An 18,431-nucleotide genomic window follows, 5' to 3' on the forward strand; every position below is an offset into this window, starting at 1 on the left:
GGAGAATCCTCCTGGCTTCTTTTAATTATCATCCTCTGGAAAGAAGAGTATCTTTCCTACCTGAAACGACACTGCTATAATGGAAAGATGATATGGAACTTTCATCAGATAAAATAATATTTTTATTAGTGGGCAATTCCTGGATAATTATTAACTATCACCAATCGGAGTGAACAATCTAATCGTGATGATTGAAACGTATTTGTAAATTAAGGACAAGCTATTTTGTAAAGAGGTAAATGGCTGACTTATTAATAAGAAACGAAAAATAATAATGAACTTTGAGATGAAACAACATTGTTGCGTAAAATGCGATGTTGGAGGAGGACAATAGAGTGGACTTACTACAACTATTTAAATTACAAAAAGAATTAGATGACCGTATTGCGAAAGAACATGACTTACAACCGAAAAAATTGTTAAAAGAGAAAATGTTAGCTCTTCTTGTAGAAATTGGAGAACTTGCAAATGAAACACGTTGTTTTAAATATTGGAGCAACAAACCAGCATCAGAACGTGAAGTAATATTAGAAGAATACGTAGATGGTTTGCATTTTATTTTATCAATCGGAATTGATTTAGGTATTGATAAAAACTTCTTATTCTATAAGTGTGCACAGACGAATAAAACACAAGTAGAAATTTTCTTAGACACATATGCGAAGGTGATTCGTTTTACGGATCAACCATCTATTACGAACTATATTGAATTATTTACAAGCTACCTTCGACTTGGACAAGCACTTGAGTTTGAACAAGAAGAGATTGAAAAGGCATATTTAGATAAAAACGAAGTAAATCATCAGCGTCAAACACAAGGATACTAAGTTAATTTTTGAATATTTCAATTTCCTTTTGTATAATGAAGTGACTGAAGAAAAAGGAGGGTGTTGGCAATGACAAAATTAGACGAGACATTGACAATGCTAAAAGAATTAACAGATGCACGTGGTATTGCGGGTAACGAACGTGAACCACGTGAAGTAATGAAGAAATATATTGAGCCGTTTGCGGACGAACTTTCTACTGATAATTTAGGAAGTTTAGTTGCGAAAAAAGTAGGGGAAGAGAACGGCCCGAAAATTATGGTTGCAGGTCATTTAGATGAAGTTGGCTTTATGATTACGCAAATTGATGACAAAGGTTTCCTTCGTTTCCAAACAGTTGGTGGCTGGTGGTCACAAGTTATGCTTGCACAACGCGTAACAATTGTAACGCGTAAAGGAGATGTAACAGGTGTTATCGGTTCAAAACCACCTCATATCTTACCTCCAGAAGCGCGTAAAAAGCCAGTTGAAATTAAAGACATGTTCATTGATATTGGTGCTTCTAGCCAAGAAGAAGCAATGGAGTGGGGCGTACGACCAGGAGATCAAGTTGTACCTTATTTTGAATTCCAAGTGATGAAGAATGAAAAAATGTTACTTGCAAAAGCATGGGATAACCGAATTGGTTGTGCAATTGCAATTGACGTATTAAAACAATTAAAAGATGAAAAGCATCCAAACGTTGTATATGGCGTAGGGACTGTACAAGAAGAAGTCGGTCTTCGTGGTGCGAAAACATCTGCAAACTATATTAAACCAGATATCGCATTCGCAGTAGATGTTGGTATCGCTGGTGACACACCGGGGGTAACGTCAAAAGAAGCGCAAAGTAAAATGGGTGATGGACCACAGATCATTTTATATGATGCTTCTGTTATTGGTCATACAGGTTTACGTGACTTTGTAGTTGATGTTGCTGATGAATTACAAATTCCATACCAATATGATTCAGTAGCGGGCGGAGGAACGGATGCAGGTGCAATTCATATTGCTGTAAATGGTATTCCGTCTATGGCAATTACGATTGCAACTCGTTACATTCATTCTCACGCGGCAATGTTACACCGTGACGACTATGAAAATGCAGTGAAGTTAATTGTAGAAGTTATTAAACGTCTTGATAAAGAGGCTGTACATAACATTACATTTAATTAATAGAAAAGCGAAGGAGCCTCTCCTTCGCTTTTTTGTGTTTTAAAAAGGTCGTTCTAATCCCGCTGCAGTATGAGCCCCTAAAATGATTAAACGAGTTAATTGCATGGCCATAAAATGCGGGGTATATATCATTCCTCTCTTTAGCCATGACATAATCATGCCGAGGTGGGCACCGGTAACATAACTAATGAGAATATCACGCGGAACCATTAGTTTTTCATCGTTAGGTTGTGAAATAGAGAGGCTTAATGTTAAATGTGTTTGAATGGCTTTCATCATTTTATACGTATAGTTTCCGGCAGCTTTATCACCAAGCATGACGTTATAGAAATTCGCATTTTCTGCAATATGTTCAAACAATGCTAAGAAATTTGGGTGTGGTGAATCAAATGCAAGTTGAAAATCTTCTTTATTTCTATTTTTCGGTTTAATAACTTCTGTTAGCTTCTCTAACATTTCTTCAATGCTTTTGTCCAATAAGTCATATTTATCGTGGTAATGGCTATAAAACGTAGCACGATTTACAGGAGCACGTTCTGCAATATGTTGAACAGTTACATTTTCAAACCCTTTTTCGCCTACTAAAGCGACAAAAGCATCCTGTATGAGTTGTCTCGTCCGTTTTACACGTGGATCATTTGTATTTTTAATAGACATTTTTACTTCCCCTCGTTTAATTTTCTATACTTAAACAACATATTGGTATTATATTGTTGTTTAAGCGACATTTCATACGTAAATTGTCGGTTGTAGATTTAAAATAATTATTTATAATTATAAACGATAGTCCTTCAGAAATCAGCACCGCTCGCAGGTAGATAAATTTCGATTTACACCGCAGATGGTGTGATTTTTTTGTTTAAAAGTTAATATAATTAACAATTAAACAGTCTAAACAATAAGGACGTAAATAGTTTAGAAAAAAATTATATGCGATATAAGGAGAGGAATGCAATGAATCAGTTTCGAAGAATGGTGATTATCAACATTATCACATTAATTGTACTAGTTGGCGGCGGTATTGGCGGTTATTACTATTACAATCAAGCGGAAAATTACTTAAAAACAGACAATGCAAAAATTGATGGAAAGGTAATTCCGATTGCATCACCAGTAGCAGGTAAATTAACTGACTGGAAAGCTGAAGTAGGTAAGAACTACAACGAGAATGATAAATTAGGTGCTGTCACTGTAGCAGCAGCGAATGGAGAACAAACAGTAGATGTAACAATTCCACAAAATGCAACAGTTGTACAATCAAACGCTCCAACAAATGCTTTCGTTGGAGCAGGTAGCCCAATCGCTTATGCATTTGATATGAACAATTTATGGGTAACAGCAAATATTGAAGAAACAGATGTTGATGATGTTCAAAAAGGTCAAGATGTAGATGTGTATGTAGATGCATACCCAGATACAACGTTAACAGGAAAAGTAGAACAAGTTGGCTTAACAACAGCGAACACATTCTCTATGTTACCATCAAGCAACGCAACAGCGAACTATACGAAAGTAACACAAGTAGTACCAGTTAAAATTTCTTTAGATCATAGTAAATCAGTAAATATTGTTCCTGGCATGAATGTGACAGTTCGTATTCATAAGTAAGGGGGAGATGAGATGTCCTCAATCGTAATTGCAGGATATGCACTATTTTGTATAATCGTCTTCTTCCTTGTAAATCGTCTTTTACGAAAGAAAAAAACGAAAATGGGAGAAGAACAAGTCCCAGCCGTAAGTAAAATAGAAGTAAGTAAAGTTGAAACAGAAGAGAAAGACATTGAACGAAAGCAAGAACCGGAAATTTCTAATGTAGTTGAGTTGGAAACAGGAAAGCAAGAAGAAGTAAAACAAGAAAAAGAAGTGCCGAAAAAACAAATGTCTATGCCTGTAGAGAATGTGAACGTAAAAGCAGTGGTAGCTGTATTAATTCTCGGCATGTTCGTTTCTATTTTAAACCAAACAATCATTAACGTTGCATTGCCTCCGTTAATGAATGAATTTAACGTATCCACTTCAACAGCACAATGGTTAATTACAGGCTTCATGCTTGTAAATGGTATTTTAGTACCGATTAGTGCCTTTTTAGTTTCACGATTTACGTATCGTAAATTATTCGTAGCAGCAATGTTATTCTTCACGGTAGGATCTATCATTTGTGCTACTTCAGGAAACTTTACAATGATGATGACGGGCCGTGTTATTCAAGCGGTTGGCGCGGGTATTTTAATGCCGGTTGGTATGAATATCTTCATGACACTATTCCCGCCTCATAAGCGCGGAGCAGCGATGGGATTACTAGGCGTAGCAATGATTTTAGCACCAGCTATCGGACCAACTGTAACAGGTTGGGTAATTGAAAATTACAGCTGGAACTTAATGTTCTATGCGATGTTTATTATCGGTTTAATTATTACGTTCCTATCTTTAAAATTCTTTACACTAGCTCAGCCAGTGTCTAAAACGAAATTAGATATATTCGGTGTGGTTAGTTCAAGTATTGGACTAGGAAGCTTATTGTACGGATTTAGTGAAGCTGGAAATAATAGTTGGACTAGTGCAGAAGTTGTTATTTCACTTATTATCGGTGTAATTGGTTTAGCGTTATTTATTTGGAGAGAGTTAACAACGGACAATAAAATGCTTGATTTACAAGTATTTAAATATCCAGTATTTACTTTCACTTTGGTAATTAATGCAATCGTTACGATGGCATTATTCGGAGGTATGTTATTACTTCCGGTATATCTGCAAAACATTCGTGGCTTTACGCCAATTGAATCTGGTTTACTACTTCTTCCAGGATCATTAATTATGGGAATCATGGGGCCAGTAGCGGGTAAATTATTCGATAAATATGGCATTCGTCCATTAGCGATAATTGGATTGGCAATTACGACGTATGCGACATATGAATTTACAAAATTATCGATGGATACACCGTATAGCGTTATTATGACGGATTATATTATACGTTCGATTGGTATGTCATTCATTATGATGCCAATTATGACAGCTGGTATGAACGCACTGCCGATGAAATTAATTTCTCATGGTACAGCAACGCAAAATACGTCAAGACAAGTAGCTGGTTCAATTGGAACGGCGATATTAATTACACTTATGACGCAACAAACGACTGCTCACGTAGCAGATTATGGCAATATGTTAACAACGTCAAACCCAATTTTAGTTGATAAAGTACACGGCATGGGGCAAAGCTTAGCGGCCTTAGCCGGCTCAGCGCAAGCAGGAGATGCGATGAGCACGCAGCTATTATATGGACAAATTTCAAAGCTATCTGCAATTAACGGTATTAACGATGCCTTCTTAATTGCAACGATACTCGCAGGGATTGCTTGGGTGTTATCGTTCTTCTTACCATCAGGCAATAAACCAAATAGAAAAGCAGGGAATTAATTTCCCTGCTTTTTATTTTGGATAGTATTAATAAATAAATGAGAAATAACGATCCAAATTATTGAAAAATGTTAAAGAAAGAGGAATTTGAAGTTGTTATAAAAGAGTAAAGAGAGAAATCGTGATGATATCTCTCTTTAACTTAAAAGTGCTACTATATTATTTATAATATGAAATAGTATGGTTGGAATGATGGAATTTGTTTTCCTGTATAAAAAAGCCATCATTAGCCCTGCGAAGAATGCACTCACCATTATCCCCAGTGAGTATGTATGGGCGACTCCGAAAAATAAACTTGTCAAAATTGCAGCAATCCAGAATGGGAACCGTTCTGAGAAGAAGCGAAGCATAAAACCTCTGAAAATGAGTTCTTCAAAAATGGGTGTAAGTATTGCGGACCCGATAAGTAACAATGTTTGATATTGGCTTAAAATATGTAAGTTTAATGCAGACGATTGTTCTTCTGATGCATCTGGAAATACGTGTTGTAATACGAATAAATTGAAAAGGATACTTAATGAAAAGATAATGAACAAGTATGCGTATGTACGATATTTTTTTAATACACTAAAGTCAAATGATGGTAATAATAATGTTTTGGCAGGCTCGTATTTAAATATGAAAAACAATAGAATAATTAGTTGTAGTGCAGTACCTGTCGTATCTATAATAGATTCGTATAAGGCGATTTGTGTTTTATCTGCAAATATACTTTTATACATTATTAGTGGGAGTATAAGGAATGTAGTTATAAAACCAGTGCCCCAAAATGCAAATAGAGTAGAGGGGATAAATTGTCCCCATGACATGGATTGTTTTTGTTCGTGCGGAAGTTGTGTAGTAGGTTGCATATGTTTAAACCACCTCTTTATATTTGTATATTTAATTATAAAGTAATTTCTTTTTGAATGTAATATTTAAATATTACATATAAAGGTGTATTTTCCATAAAATAATAAAAGAGGTATCACCCTATAGTGATGCCTCTTTCTTATTGGTAACTATGTTCTGCTTTGTTGTTAGATTTTGATTGCTCTATTTGTAATTCACGTTCTACCAATCGGTCTAACTGTTGAATTGCTTTTAGTGCTTTTTCATAAGAAATTGTTCGATAATGATGCGCACCGCCCGGTTCTTCATCTGCTTCGTCTGCCCATTTAATAATGTTTTGCAGAGATGTTCTTTCGATTTCTTGCTGTACTAAGAAAGAATCTGTATGAAGAAGAATGGCGATAGAAATTTCTTTTGCTAGTTTAGGATGCTCTCCTAATCTAATAAGCAATTTATGAGCTCTTTCTGCTCCTTTAATTGCGTGTATATCATTCTTTTTATATAAATCATAGTCCCATTCACCGCCTGTGTACCACGTATGATGTCCGATATCATGAAGGAAACCAGCTTTTGTCGCAGCATCGACTGAGGCGTGATGCTTTTTAGCTAAGTGAAACGCATGGTAAGCGACAGCGATCGCGTGGACCATCCCAGAACGATTTACGTATTTTTGTGTAATATGGTGTTTAAAAATTTGTTCAAGCGTAATACGGTGCATAAAACATTCACTCCTTTTATCTAATGGTGTATATGAAGAAAAATCGATCGGTTTAAATGTATTTTGAACATTGTACTCCATCGAGTAGCGTTAGTAAAGTAGAAATGTTTAGGAGAAGAAAAAAATCACCTTAGCTTATGCAAAGGTGATTTTTAAATTGCTTATTTTTTTAATCCTTGCTCTAGTGTTTCTAACATTTCATGCTTTTCATTTTCATCAGCGTTTTTCCAAATGACTTCAAATAAGACACCAAGACCTGGAAGCATTTTCTCTTCACCGCTTTGAATTGCATCGACAATTGTTTCTTGTAATTGATCTTGTGTATTACCAGATACATTTGCTAATACAGCACCGCGTAAATTAAAACTCATTGTTTTCACCTCTTCTTCAGAATTGAAACTGACGTTAGTTTTTGTTCTTTTTTATGTAAATATGTATGAAAAATAGGCTATAATGATAAGACAAGAAGAGAGGGAAATACATATTATGAAAAACATTGATTCATTACAAAATCCGCGTGTGAAGCAGTGGAAAAAGCTGCAGACGAAGAAAGAGCGCGATAAAAAAGGTTTATTTTTTGTAGAAGGATTCCACTTAGTGGAGGAAGCTTTAAAAGCAGGAGTTGTAACAGAACTTATCGTTTCAGATCAGACAGACCTTCCGAAAGATTGGACAGTTAATGATGTGGAAATGTATATCGTACAGGAAGCAATCGTAAAAGTACTTCGTGAAACAGAAACGACACAAGGTGTATTTGCTGTTTGTGAAAAGCATGAGAAGGAAGTAGCTCTTGCTGATGGGAAGTTTCTTTTATTAGATGGCCTGCAAGACCCAGGTAACTTAGGGACAATTATTCGTACAGCTGATGCAGCTGGTATTCATGCCGTTGTGCTTGGAGAAGGTTGTGTTGATGTTTATAATAGTAAAGTACTCCGCTCTACACAAGGTTCTATTTTTCACTTACCAATTGTAAAAGGAAACTTAGAAGAATGGGTAGGCAAGCTAAAAAAAAATAACGTTCCTGTATATGGAACAGCTCTTGAAAATGGAGTTCCGTACGGGGAAGTAACACCAGCTGGTAGCTTTGCATTAATTGTAGGAAATGAAGGAAACGGCGTACGCCAAGAAATTCTTGCAAAAACGGATCGAAACTTGTATATTCCGATTTACGGCGGGGCAGAATCATTAAATGTTGCAGTTGCAGCAGGGATTTTAACGTATTATTTGCAAAGCCCGGTTGCGAACAAATAAAAAACTTCTTATAATAAGTTGAAGTACATTATATTAAAAGTTAAATAACGAAAAACGTTGATAGAGAAGAGTAGCTTACAAAATCGCCATATAGGGAGAGAATGCCGTAGACTGAAAGCATTCTTATGGTAGACGGAAGTGAATTCACCTCTGGAGTTGACGCCAGGACCATGTATATGTAAAGGCGTTCCGGTCAGAATTGATCGTTATAACTAATGAGTGGGCAGACATGTTCTGTCAATTTAGGGTGGTACCGCGAATTTACCTCGTCCCTTTTTGGGAGCGAGGTTTTTTTATTTTTAAAATTAGGAGGGTTCCAAATGGAAGCACGTTTAAAAGAGCTAAAGCAAAAAGCGTTAGAGCTTATTGAAGAAGCGAAAGAGCTAAAAGGCTTAAACGACGTACGCGTAGCGTATTTAGGAAAAAAAGGTCCAATTACAGAAGTATTACGCGGCATGGGAAAATTATCAGCAGAAGAGCGTCCACGTATGGGAGCATTAGTAAATGAAGTACGTGAAGCGATTCAAACGCGTCTAGACGACAAAATCAGCAACTTAGAAAAAGCAGTAATTGAAGCGAAATTAGCAACTGAAACAATTGATGTTACATTGCCAGGTCGTCCTGTTGAAACAGGTTGTCACCATCCGTTAACAGCTGTTGTTGAACAAATTGAAGATGTATTCATCGGTATGGGTTATGAAGTAGCGGAAGGAACAGAAGTAGAAAAAGACTACTACAACTTCGAAGCATTAAACTTACCGAAAGATCACCCAGCGCGTGATATGCAAGATACATTCTACATTACAGAAGAAACGTTACTACGTACACATACATCTTCTGTGCAAGCACGTACGATGGAAAATAATAAAGAAAAAGGCCCAATTAAAATTATTTGTCCTGGTAAAGTGTATCGCCGTGATGACGATGATGCGACGCATTCACACCAGTTCATGCAAATTGAAGGTCTTGTAATTGATAAAAACATTCGCATGAGTGACTTAAAAGGTACACTGCAAGTATTCGTGAAAAAGATGTTCGGTGAAGATCGTGAAATCCGTCTTCGTCCAAGTTTCTTCCCATTCACAGAGCCATCTGTAGAGATGGACATTTCTTGTATGATGTGTCATGGCAAAGGTTGCGGCACTTGTAAAGGAACTGGTTGGATTGAAATTTTAGGCGCAGGTATGGTTCACCCGAACGTACTTGAAATGGCTGGTTATGATTCAAAAGAATATCAAGGTTTCGCATTCGGTATGGGCGCAGAGCGTATCGCAATGTTGAAATACGGCGTAGATGACATTCGTCATTTCTATACAAATGATGTACGTTTCTTACAACAATTCAAACGAGCGTAAGGGAAGGAGAGGATAAGTATGTTCGTATCATATCGTTGGTTACAAGAGTATGTAGATATTAAAGATGTAACGGTACAAGAACTAGCAGACAAAATCACGAAAAGTGGTATTGAAGTAGAAGGTGTTGAAGTATTAAATAAAGGTGTAAAAGGTGTTGTAGTTGGTCACGTATTAGAATGTGAAAAACACCCAGAAGCTGATAAGTTAAGCAAATGCTTAATCGATATTGGTGAAGAAGAACCAGTTCAAATTATTTGTGGTGCTGCTAACATTGCAAAAGGTTTAAAAGTACCAGTTGCAAAAGTTGGCGCTGTACTTCCTGGTAATTTCAAAATTAAAAAAGCAAAACTACGTGGTGAAGCTTCTCACGGTATGGTTTGTGCTCTTCAAGAGCTTGGCATTGATGGAAAGTTAGTTTCAAAAGAATACGCAGATGGTATCTTCATCTTCCCAAGTGACGCTGAAGTTGGTGCAGATGCACTTGAAATTTTAAACTTACATGATGAAGTACTTGAGCTTGGTTTAACACCAAACCGTGCAGATTGCTTAAACATGTTAGGTGTTGCATATGAAGTAGCTGCTATTTACGGCCGTGAAGTAAAACTTCCAGCTATCGACTTACAAGAAACAGCAGAAAAAACTGCCGATTACATTTCTGTAAGTGTAGAAGCGAAAGAAGAAAATCCATTATACATTGCAAAAATGGTGAAGAACGTAAAAATTGGTCCATCACCAATGTGGATGCAAACTCGCCTTATGGCAGCTGGCATTCGTCCGATTAGCAACGTAGTTGATATTACAAACTACATTCTAATGGAATACGGTCAACCGTTACATGCATTCGATTACGATAAATTAGGTTCAAAAGAAATCGTTGTTCGTCTTGCAAAAGAAGGCGAAAAAATTGAAACGTTAGATGATCAAGAACGTACGTTACAAAGCCACCACCTTGTTATTACAAACGGCACAAAAGCGTTAGCTGTTGCTGGTGTAATGGGCGGAGCGGATTCAGAAGTTACAAATGAGACAGTAAACGTTCTAATTGAGTCTGCATATTTTGCAGGTCAAACAGTACGTCGTACATCAAAAGACTTAGGTCTTCGCAGTGAATCAAGTGCACGTTTCGAAAAAGGAATCGATCCAACACGTACATTTGAAGCAATTCAACACGCAGCCGCTTTAATGTCGAAATATGCTGGCGGAGAAGCGCTTGAAGGTGTAGTAGAAGTTGATAACTTACAAGTACAGGAGCGTACAGTATCTGTTACTGCTGAAAAAGTAAACCGAGTATTAGGCACAAATATTTCTGCGAGTGAAATGGGTACAATATTCACAAACTTGAAATTCCCATTCACAGAAGTAGAAGGAACATTCCACGTGAATGTACCAGCACGTCGTCCTGATATTACAATTTCAGAAGACTTAGTAGAAGAAGTGGGCCGTCTATACGGTTATGACCACATTCCAGTTACATTACCTTCTGGAACGATGACACGTGGTAAATTAACAGCAGCGCAAACGAAACGTCGTAAAGTACGTCGCTTCTTAGAAGGTGCTGGTTTATATGAAGCAATCACGTATTCATTAACAAGCGCTGACAAAGCGAAACAATATATGGTGGAGCCAAACGAAAAAGCGCCTGTAGCTCTTGCACTTCCAATGAGTGAAGAACGCAGCCAACTTCGTTTAAGCTTAGTGCCACAATTGTTAGAAGCAGTTTCATACAATGTCGCTCGTAAAAACGATAGCGTTGCTTTATACGAAGTAGGTTCTATCTTCTTACCGACAGAAGAAGGAGAACTTCCGAAAGAAGAACAACATCTTGCGGGTGTTATGACAGGTCTTGCTCTTCACCATGCATGGCAAGGTGAGAAAAAAGTAGTAGACTTCTTCGTTGTGAAAGGTGTACTAGAAGGTCTATTTGACGTACTTGGCGTTTCAAACCAAATCACATATGCACCAGCAAAACGTGAAGGTATGCACCCAGGTCGTACAGCTGACATCGTATTAGAAGGCGAAGTAATTGGTTTCATCGGTCAATTGCACCCAGAAGCAGAAAAACAATTAGATGTGAAAAATACATTCGTATTCGAACTATCTCTTGTAAAAGTATTCGGTGCAGACACTGAAGAAACTTACTACTCAGCAATTCCACGTTTCCCATCTATGACACGTGACATGGCTGTTGTCGTAACGAAAGAAACAAAAGCTGGCGAAATGAAGCAAGTTATTGCTGAAGCTGGTGGAGAACTTCTGAAAGACGTAACACTATTTGACTTATACGAAGGTGAAAAAATGGAAGAAGGCAAGAAATCACTTGCATTCTCTATGACTTACTTCGATGCAGAACGTACGTTAACAGACGAAGAAGTAACAGAAGCACATAACCGTGTATTAACAACGGTAGAAGAGAAATTTGGTGCGGAGTTACGTAAGTAATAAGAAATTGCCGGATCTATTCCGGCAATTTTTTTAGTGGATTGGTTGTCGAAAAATGTCGGTAAGTCGATATATTACAAAAATCGCCGATATATTTGGAGTTACGATCGATATATTGCAAAAATCGCTGATATATTTTCCGACATCTTGCATCTTTCTCTCGAATGTAGTACATTAATTTTAGTTTAACAAAATGAAAGACGATGATAAGGAAAAGTAGTATATACTATAATCCAAAGCGAGTCAGGGACGGTGAGAGCCTGATGAGGCGGTATATGTGAAGAACACCTTGGAGTTGCTAACCGAAATTGAATTTTGTATTCAAGAGTAGACTTAGACGGGAATCCGGCCTGTTACAAACCGGGAAGTATGTATTACATACGAGTTAAAGTTGGTCTTTATGACAAATTGGGTGGTACCGCGAAGTTTAACCTTTCGTCCCTTTATGGATGAAAGGTTTTTTTGTATTTAAATATATCAGCAAAGGAGAATTTCACTATGGAAAACACATTAGTAAAAAGTCTGTATAGAGATACAGATAAATACGCAGGTCAAACAGTACAAGTATCAGGGTGGATTCGTAATTTACGTGATTCAAAAGCATTTGGCTTCATCGAATTAAACGACGGTAGCTTCTTCAAAAGCGTTCAAATCGTTTTCGATACAGAATTAGATAACTTCAAAGAAATTGCAAAACTTCCACTTAGCTCTTCAGTTAAAGTAGAAGGTAAAGTAATTGTAACGCCTGGAGCGAAACAACCATTTGAAATTAAAGCAGAAAAAATTGATATTGAGGGCTTATCAGATTCTGATTACCCACTTCAAAAGAAACGTCATACGTTTGAATACTTACGTACAATTGCTCACTTACGTCCAAGAACAAATGCATTCTCTGCAACGTTCCGCGTACGTTCTATCGCAGCATTTGCAATTCACCAATTCTTCCAAGAGCGTGGATTCGTACATGTTCACACACCAATCATTACTGGTAGTGATACAGAAGGTGCGGGCGAAATGTTCCGCGTAACAACGCAAGATTTAAACAACGTACCAAAAGGCGAAGACTTACAAGTTGATGAATCAAAAGACTTCTTCGGCAAAGAAACAAACTTAACCGTAAGTGGACAGCTGAACGCTGAAGCTTATGCATTAGCATTCCGTGATGTATACACATTCGGACCTACATTCCGTGCAGAAAACTCAAACACAACTCGCCACGCAGCTGAGTTCTGGATGGTTGAGCCTGAGATTGCATTTGCTGAACTAGGTGACGTAATGAACCTTACAGAAGATATGCTGAAATATGCAATGAAATACGTATTAGAGCATGCACCAGAAGAAATGGAATTCTTCAACAGCTTCGTTGATAAAACAGTTCTAGAGCGCATGAACAACGTAATTAACTCTGACTTCGGTCGCATCACTTATACAGAAGCAATTAAAGTACTTCAAGAATCAGGTGCTGATTTCAAATACCCAGTAGAATGGGGTATTGATTTACAAACAGAGCATGAAAGATACTTATCAGAAGAAATCTTCAAACGCCCTGTATTCGTAACTGACTATCCGAAAGACATTAAAGCATTCTACATGCGCTTAAATGATGACGGTAAAACAGTAGCTGCTACTGACCTTCTAGTTCCTGGCATCGGCGAATTAATCGGCGGAAGTCAACGTGAAGAAAGAATGGACGTTTTAGTAGATAGAATTAAAGAATTAGGCATGAAAGAAGAGGACTACTGGTGGTACTTAGAACTTAGAAAATACGGCGGTACAAAACACGCTGGATTCGGTCTAGGTTTCGAGCGCTTCCTAATGTACATCACTGGCATGGCTAACATCCGTGACGTAATTCCATTCCCAAGAACTCCAGGTTCTTCTGAATTCTAAAATATGAAAAAAGCGAGAGGATTTCCTCTCGCTTTTTATTTTGTATAGTTTATTCTCCTGTAGCAAAAAGTAACGCGAAGGGGTGAATATAAATGAGTAAAAAAGTGAAAAAAGATCATTCAAGATCGGGCCTAGGTTCTCCAGAAGTAGAAGGACAAGGAACGACAACACATGAAACAGGTTCTCATAAAGTATCTTCATCTAATAAGAAGCAAAAACAAAGCTAACATAAAAAGGAGAGTCTTGGCGACTCTCCTTTTTATGTGTTACATCTTTTTATCATGAATCTCTTTTGTAATGTTATCTACATCTTTGTCTAATCGATCGAAATAGAAAAACCACAGTAAACTCATGAACACGTAATAGATGGCCATCACGCCAAGATTATCAGATATATTTTCAAATGTAGATTTAGTAGTGAAAAAAGCTCCCCAAATGGTAGAAATAGTGAGATAAGAAAGAGGACCTACGATGTGTACGAATGCATAAAGTACCTTTTTAACTTTTACAGCGTTCATATGAAAGACCGCCTTTTTCTAATCATACATTCAAGTTCTTCACAGAAGTGTTGTAGTTTTGCTGGATTATGTATTAACAAGCGGGCATCGTGTTTTCCGATAAATCTGCGAATCCGCAAGTTTAATAAGAAAGATCGGCCATAACGCTCTATTAAATCGTTGAACTCTCGTTGTTCACTTAGCAGCTGAATGTTTTCTCTAATTTCAAACTGCCTTTCGTGTGGATCACCTAGTAAAATATTTAGAATCATTTGTAGAAGTAGCAATGGGGATCTCCTCCTATGTTAGAATAATCTGTATATTGTAATTATAACAAAACTATAAGGACAATAGTAGGATAAAACAAAAAACAGAAGTTTGTAGGCTCCTGTTTTTGTCGATACTATTTTAGTAAGCGAAACGCCTTTTCCGTATTAGCAAAATGCAGTTTCACAAACTCAGGTAATCGTTCTTTACCAAGCTTTTGAATTAATTTAGCGGCGGCGATATCAACTTGTTTACCTGCACCTTTTGGAAGCGGCATACCAGCTTTTTTGCTTAGTTCGTTAAATTGTTTTACGAATGAGTAACGGGCTAAAATGGAGGCGGCGGCAACAGCTAAATGGACGCTTTCTCCTTTTGTCGCGAAATAAACATTTTCACGCTGTACTTGCTTTTGTTTTGCTAAATATTTGTAGTATGTATCAGGCTGTGTGAATTGGTCGATTAAGACGCCTTCAGGTTTTGTAGGCGCAATTTTAGTTAATAAGTTTGTAATAGCTTTATTATGTAGCAAAGCTTTTAGTTTACCTTGGTTGTTTCCTTTATCAAATAGCTCGTTATATTTTTCGTTATGAAGGACAAGAGAGCTGTAAGGAACAACGTGTAGAAGTTGTTTTGCAATGGCAGTAATTTGTTTGTCATTTAAGTTTTTAGAGTCTTTTACACCAAGCTCTTTTAGTAGTGGAATTTGCTTCGCATCTACATATACAGCAACGACTGTCATCGGTCCGAAGAAATCACCAGTACCCACTTCATCTGACCCTACGATCGACATTGTACCGATGGAAGCAGGCGGTGCATAACGGTGTGAATCGACAGATTTTTTTACAGCTGTTTTTGGAGTTTGGGAGCCAGTTTGCCAACGGGCAGCTTCTGCTTCAGCACGTCCACCTTGGAACATTACTTTTCCAGATTTATATGCTGTAATTGTGCAAGATGGCACCTTTGCCATGAAGATCCCGCCTTGCGGAGTTTTCGGGCTAAGCGAATGTTTATATTGTTGTTTCATGTCTTCAATTACTGTAGAATTTGTTTGAATTACGATAGAATTTGACATAATGGTCACCCCTTTTTTTATATTGTTATTTTTATCATATCGGATTGTTCTTTCTGTTTCCATATTATGAAGGTTCATGGTATGATAAACTTTAGGATTCTGTACGTGATTGGAGGCCGGTGAGTTGTCACAACAAAAGGGAAAGAAAAGTCGAATTAATGTAGAAATCTATGGTCAGCAATATTCAGTTGTTGGCGATGAAAGTACAAGTCATATCCGCATGGTAGCAGCGATTGTGGATGATAAAATGCGCGAACTCAATGCCAAGAATCCTTCGCTTGACACGAGTAGACTAGCGGTATTGACGGCGGTAAACGTCATACACGATTACATAAAATTAAAAGAAGAACATGAGAAATTGAAAGAAAGTATGACAAAAAAAGGAATGGAATAACATGATTGATATTATTATCATTTTACTGCTTGTTATGGGATTTTTCCTCGGCTTACGCAGAGGGTTTATCTTGCAACTTGTAAAGTTAACAAGCTTTATTATCGCATACCTTGTTGCATACTGGTACTGTAAAGATTTAGCGCCAGCACTTGCGAAATTTATTCCGTATCCATTTGATAAAAATGTATCTGTTCCAGAATGGATTGATGCAAATAATATTGAAACAGTATTTTATCAAGCGCTTGCGTTTATTATATTGTTTATTATTACAAAAATTGCACTTTCATTACTTGGTAATTTGTTAAATATGTTTGCAGAAATACCGGTTTTAAAGCAAGTAAATGCGTTTGCGGGGGCAATCCTCGGATTTTTAGAAGTATATATTATTTTGTTTGTCTTAATTATCATTGGGAACATTCTTCCGATTGAACAATTACAAACACCATTACAACAATCATCAATTAGCAAAATAATTGTAGACGATACACCGATTCTCTCTGAAAAGGTGAAGGAACTATGGCAGACAGGTAGCAGAGTATAACTTCTCTTTTTTCGGAAAGAGAAGTTTTTTTCTATGAAAGAAAGGCGGGACAATGATGAAAGTAAATAAAAAACAAGTAATTAAATTATTAGAGACAATCGGGCTTTTTATGGAACTAAAGGGCGCGAATCCATTTAAAATATCTGCATTTCGTAAAGCGGCAGCAGCGCTAGAAAGTGACGATCGTAGTCTTTCTGAGATTGAAGATTTCACGAAGATTCCGGGCATTGGAAAAGGAACAGCAGCAGTTATTCAAGAATATATAGAATCGGGAACATCTGAAGTGTTACAAGAGCTTGAAAAAGAGGTTCCAAGTAGCTTATTACCATTATTAAAATTGCCAGGCCTAGGTGGTAAAAAGGTAGCTAAGTTATATAAAGAACTTGGTGTTGTTGATATGGAGTCGCTAAAAGCGGTTTGTGAGGAAAATAAAGTACAAGCTTTAGCTGGTTTCGGCAAAAAAACAGAAGAGAAAATATTAGAAGCAATCGATCAAGTAGGATCCCGTCCGGAGCGTTTACCAATCGCAATGGTATTGCCTATTGCCGGGGAAATAGAGGAGAAATTGTCGAATATTGCTGAGGTAATTCGTTTCTCTCGCGCTGGTAGTTTGCGCCGTGTTCGTGAAACAGTAAAAGATTTAGACTTTATCATTGCAACGACAGAACCAGCTGCAGTACGTGAGCATTTACTACAATTTGATAATATGATTGAAGTAATCGCGAGCGGAGATACGAAAGTTTCGGTCCGTCTTCAATATGAATATGATATTTCGATTGATTTCCGCCTAGTAAAACCAGAAGAGTTTATTACAACTCTTCACCATTTCACAGGATCAAAAGACCATAACGTAAAAATGCGTCAAATCGCAAAAGATAAAGGCGAGAAAATTAGTGAGTACGGTGTAGAGAACTTGGAAACAGGGGAAGTGAAAACATTTGAGACGGAAGAAGAATTCTTTGCTCATTTCGGTCTTCCATTTATCCCGCCAGAAGTGCGTGAAGATGGAAAAGAAATTGAATTAATTAAAGAGTATCCAAACTTAATTCAGTTCTCTGATATACAAGGTGATTTACATATGCATACAACATGGAGTGATGGTGCTTTTTCTATTGAAGAGATGGTACAAGCGTGCCGTGCTCGTGGATATAAGTTTATGGCAATTACTGATCACTCACAATACTTGAAAGTAGCGAACGGTTTAACGAAAGAGCGCCTTCGTGAACAAGCGAAAGAAATTGAACGTATGAACGAAAAGTATCCAGACATTACAATTTTACGTGGAATTGAAATGGACATTTTACCGGATGCCTCGCTTGATTTTGATGATGAAGTATTAGCAGAACTAGATTATGTCATTGGAGCAATTCACTCTAGCTTCTCACAAGACCGTGAAACGATTATGCAACGTCTTCGTGCTGCGCTAGAGAATAAACATGTCACAATGATTGCCCATCCGACAGGACGTCTTCTTGGACGTCGTGAGGGCTACGATGTAGATACAGACTTATTAATCGAACTCGCAAAAGAAACAAATACAGTTTTAGAATTAAATGCGAATCCAAACCGTCTAGATTTAAGCGCGAAATTATTAAAACAGGCACAAGATGCCGGTGTAAAAGTAGCGATTAACACGGATGCTCATACACTTGAAATGTTAGAAGATATGGAAACAGGTGTAGCGGCAGCACGTAAAGGTTGGATTCAAAAAGATAACGTAATTAACACGTGGGATATTGAACGTTTATTAGACTATATTAAACGTAATAAGTAA

General features: G+C 37.2%; 19 protein-coding genes and 2 other annotated features. Of the genes, 12 read left to right on the forward strand and 7 right to left on the reverse strand.

From position 1 onward, the window contains the following. Window positions 1-335 precede the first annotated feature (335 nt). Complete coding sequence (locus tag QCI73_RS04765) at window positions 336-827, forward strand: dUTP diphosphatase (RefSeq protein ID WP_000365050.1); 492 nt, start codon at window positions 336-338, stop codon at window positions 825-827. Between the two features lie 69 nt (window positions 828-896). Then, window positions 897-1,982 carry a M42 family metallopeptidase gene (locus QCI73_RS04770; RefSeq protein ID WP_000163568.1) on the forward strand — a complete coding sequence of 362 codons (1,086 nt, stop codon included), beginning with the start codon at window positions 897-899 and terminating at the stop codon, window positions 1,980-1,982. A 39-nt stretch (window positions 1,983-2,021) separates the two neighbouring features. Here QCI73_RS04770 and QCI73_RS04775 read toward each other — a convergent pair whose 3' ends face one another. Then, a complete protein-coding gene (locus QCI73_RS04775; protein WP_000023665.1) occupies window positions 2,022-2,639 on the reverse strand; it encodes a TetR/AcrR family transcriptional regulator in 618 nt (205 codons plus the stop codon). Window positions 2,640-2,936: 297 nt separating this feature from the next. On the opposite strand from QCI73_RS04775, the gene QCI73_RS04780 reads away from it, so the two are divergent. Continuing rightward, window positions 2,937-3,590 (forward strand): HlyD family secretion protein, encoded by a 654-nt coding sequence (locus QCI73_RS04780; RefSeq protein ID WP_353822585.1) that lies wholly within the window; start codon window positions 2,937-2,939, stop codon window positions 3,588-3,590. Window positions 3,591-3,602: 12 nt separating this feature from the next. After that, window positions 3,603-5,402 carry a DHA2 family efflux MFS transporter permease subunit gene (locus QCI73_RS04785; protein WP_074610072.1) on the forward strand — a complete coding sequence of 600 codons (1,800 nt, stop codon included), beginning with the start codon at window positions 3,603-3,605 and terminating at the stop codon, window positions 5,400-5,402. A gap of 137 nt (window positions 5,403-5,539) precedes the next feature. Here the strand turns inward: QCI73_RS04785 and QCI73_RS04790 are convergent, their stop codons facing one another. The 3 genes from QCI73_RS04790 to sspI form a co-directional block, all read right to left on the reverse strand. Further along, the gene (locus tag QCI73_RS04790) at window positions 5,540-6,253 is read right to left on the reverse strand and encodes a CPBP family intramembrane glutamic endopeptidase (protein WP_353822586.1); all 714 of its coding nucleotides are present in this window, start codon (window positions 6,251-6,253) and stop codon (window positions 5,540-5,542) included. Between the two features lie 140 nt (window positions 6,254-6,393). Continuing rightward, window positions 6,394-6,951: an HD domain-containing protein gene (locus QCI73_RS04795; protein WP_000554791.1), complete on the reverse strand. Its 558-nt coding sequence runs from the start codon at window positions 6,949-6,951 to the stop codon at window positions 6,394-6,396. Between the two features lie 161 nt (window positions 6,952-7,112). Further along, window positions 7,113-7,322, reverse strand: coding sequence for a small acid-soluble spore protein SspI (gene sspI / locus QCI73_RS04800; protein WP_000009513.1), 210 nt, complete (start codon window positions 7,320-7,322; stop codon window positions 7,113-7,115). Between the two features lie 82 nt (window positions 7,323-7,404). On the opposite strand from sspI, the gene QCI73_RS04805 reads away from it, so the two are divergent. The 5 genes from QCI73_RS04805 (at window position 7,405) to QCI73_RS04825 (ending at window position 14,113) form a co-directional block, all read left to right on the forward strand. Continuing rightward, on the forward strand, window positions 7,405-8,202 hold the full coding sequence (locus QCI73_RS04805; protein WP_353822587.1) for a TrmH family RNA methyltransferase: 798 nt from the start codon (window positions 7,405-7,407) through the stop codon (window positions 8,200-8,202). 48 nt (window positions 8,203-8,250) lie between these two features. Then, window positions 8,251-8,479 (forward strand) — a binding site (T-box leader). A 43-nt stretch (window positions 8,480-8,522) separates the two neighbouring features. After that, entirely contained in the window at window positions 8,523-9,557 is a 1,035-nt protein-coding gene (gene pheS / locus QCI73_RS04810) for a phenylalanine--tRNA ligase subunit alpha (RefSeq protein ID WP_000388219.1), read from the forward strand. A gap of 18 nt (window positions 9,558-9,575) precedes the next feature. Beyond that, window positions 9,576-11,996: a phenylalanine--tRNA ligase subunit beta gene (gene pheT, locus QCI73_RS04815; protein WP_353822588.1), complete on the forward strand. Its 2,421-nt coding sequence runs from the start codon at window positions 9,576-9,578 to the stop codon at window positions 11,994-11,996. Window positions 11,997-12,190: 194 nt separating this feature from the next. Beyond that, window positions 12,191-12,442 (forward strand) — a binding site (T-box leader). Window positions 12,443-12,494: 52 nt separating this feature from the next. After that, on the forward strand, window positions 12,495-13,886 hold the full coding sequence (gene asnS, locus QCI73_RS04820) for an asparagine--tRNA ligase (protein ID WP_353822589.1): 1,392 nt from the start codon (window positions 12,495-12,497) through the stop codon (window positions 13,884-13,886). Between the two features lie 92 nt (window positions 13,887-13,978). Then, a complete protein-coding gene (locus QCI73_RS04825; RefSeq protein WP_000039589.1) occupies window positions 13,979-14,113 on the forward strand; it encodes a YuzL family protein in 135 nt (44 codons plus the stop codon). A 39-nt stretch (window positions 14,114-14,152) separates the two neighbouring features. On the opposite strand, the gene QCI73_RS04830 is transcribed toward QCI73_RS04825, so the two are convergent. The 3 genes from QCI73_RS04830 to rnhC all read right to left on the reverse strand — a co-directional run bounded on the left by QCI73_RS04830 (window position 14,153) and on the right by rnhC (window position 15,722). After that, a complete protein-coding gene (locus QCI73_RS04830) occupies window positions 14,153-14,404 on the reverse strand; it encodes a hypothetical protein (protein WP_000994756.1) in 252 nt (83 codons plus the stop codon). Next, complete coding sequence (locus QCI73_RS04835; protein WP_208735346.1) at window positions 14,401-14,670, reverse strand: hypothetical protein; 270 nt, start codon at window positions 14,668-14,670, stop codon at window positions 14,401-14,403. The genes QCI73_RS04830 and QCI73_RS04835 overlap by 4 nt, the downstream gene beginning before the upstream one ends. Before the next feature lie 116 nt (window positions 14,671-14,786). Next, complete coding sequence (rnhC, locus tag QCI73_RS04840; RefSeq protein ID WP_353822590.1) at window positions 14,787-15,722, reverse strand: ribonuclease HIII; 936 nt, start codon at window positions 15,720-15,722, stop codon at window positions 14,787-14,789. A 124-nt stretch (window positions 15,723-15,846) separates the two neighbouring features. Here rnhC and zapA point away from each other — a divergent pair, with 124 nt between their 5' ends. Genes zapA through polX form a run of 3 tightly spaced genes read left to right on the forward strand, consistent with a single transcriptional unit; the run spans window position 15,847 to window position 18,431 of the window. Continuing rightward, on the forward strand, window positions 15,847-16,116 hold the full coding sequence (gene zapA, locus QCI73_RS04845; protein WP_000082701.1) for a cell division protein ZapA: 270 nt from the start codon (window positions 15,847-15,849) through the stop codon (window positions 16,114-16,116). A 1-nt stretch (window position 16,117) separates the two neighbouring features. After that, window positions 16,118-16,657 (forward strand): CvpA family protein, encoded by a 540-nt coding sequence (locus QCI73_RS04850; RefSeq protein WP_000565408.1) that lies wholly within the window; start codon window positions 16,118-16,120, stop codon window positions 16,655-16,657. A gap of 55 nt (window positions 16,658-16,712) precedes the next feature. Then, complete coding sequence (polX, locus tag QCI73_RS04855; RefSeq protein WP_353822591.1) at window positions 16,713-18,431, forward strand: DNA polymerase/3'-5' exonuclease PolX; 1,719 nt, start codon at window positions 16,713-16,715, stop codon at window positions 18,429-18,431.

This window comes from Bacillus cereus group sp. MG16 (assembly GCF_040459875.1).
In the GTDB taxonomy this organism is placed as follows: Bacteria; Bacillota; Bacilli; order Bacillales; family Bacillaceae_G; genus Bacillus_A; species Bacillus_A paranthracis.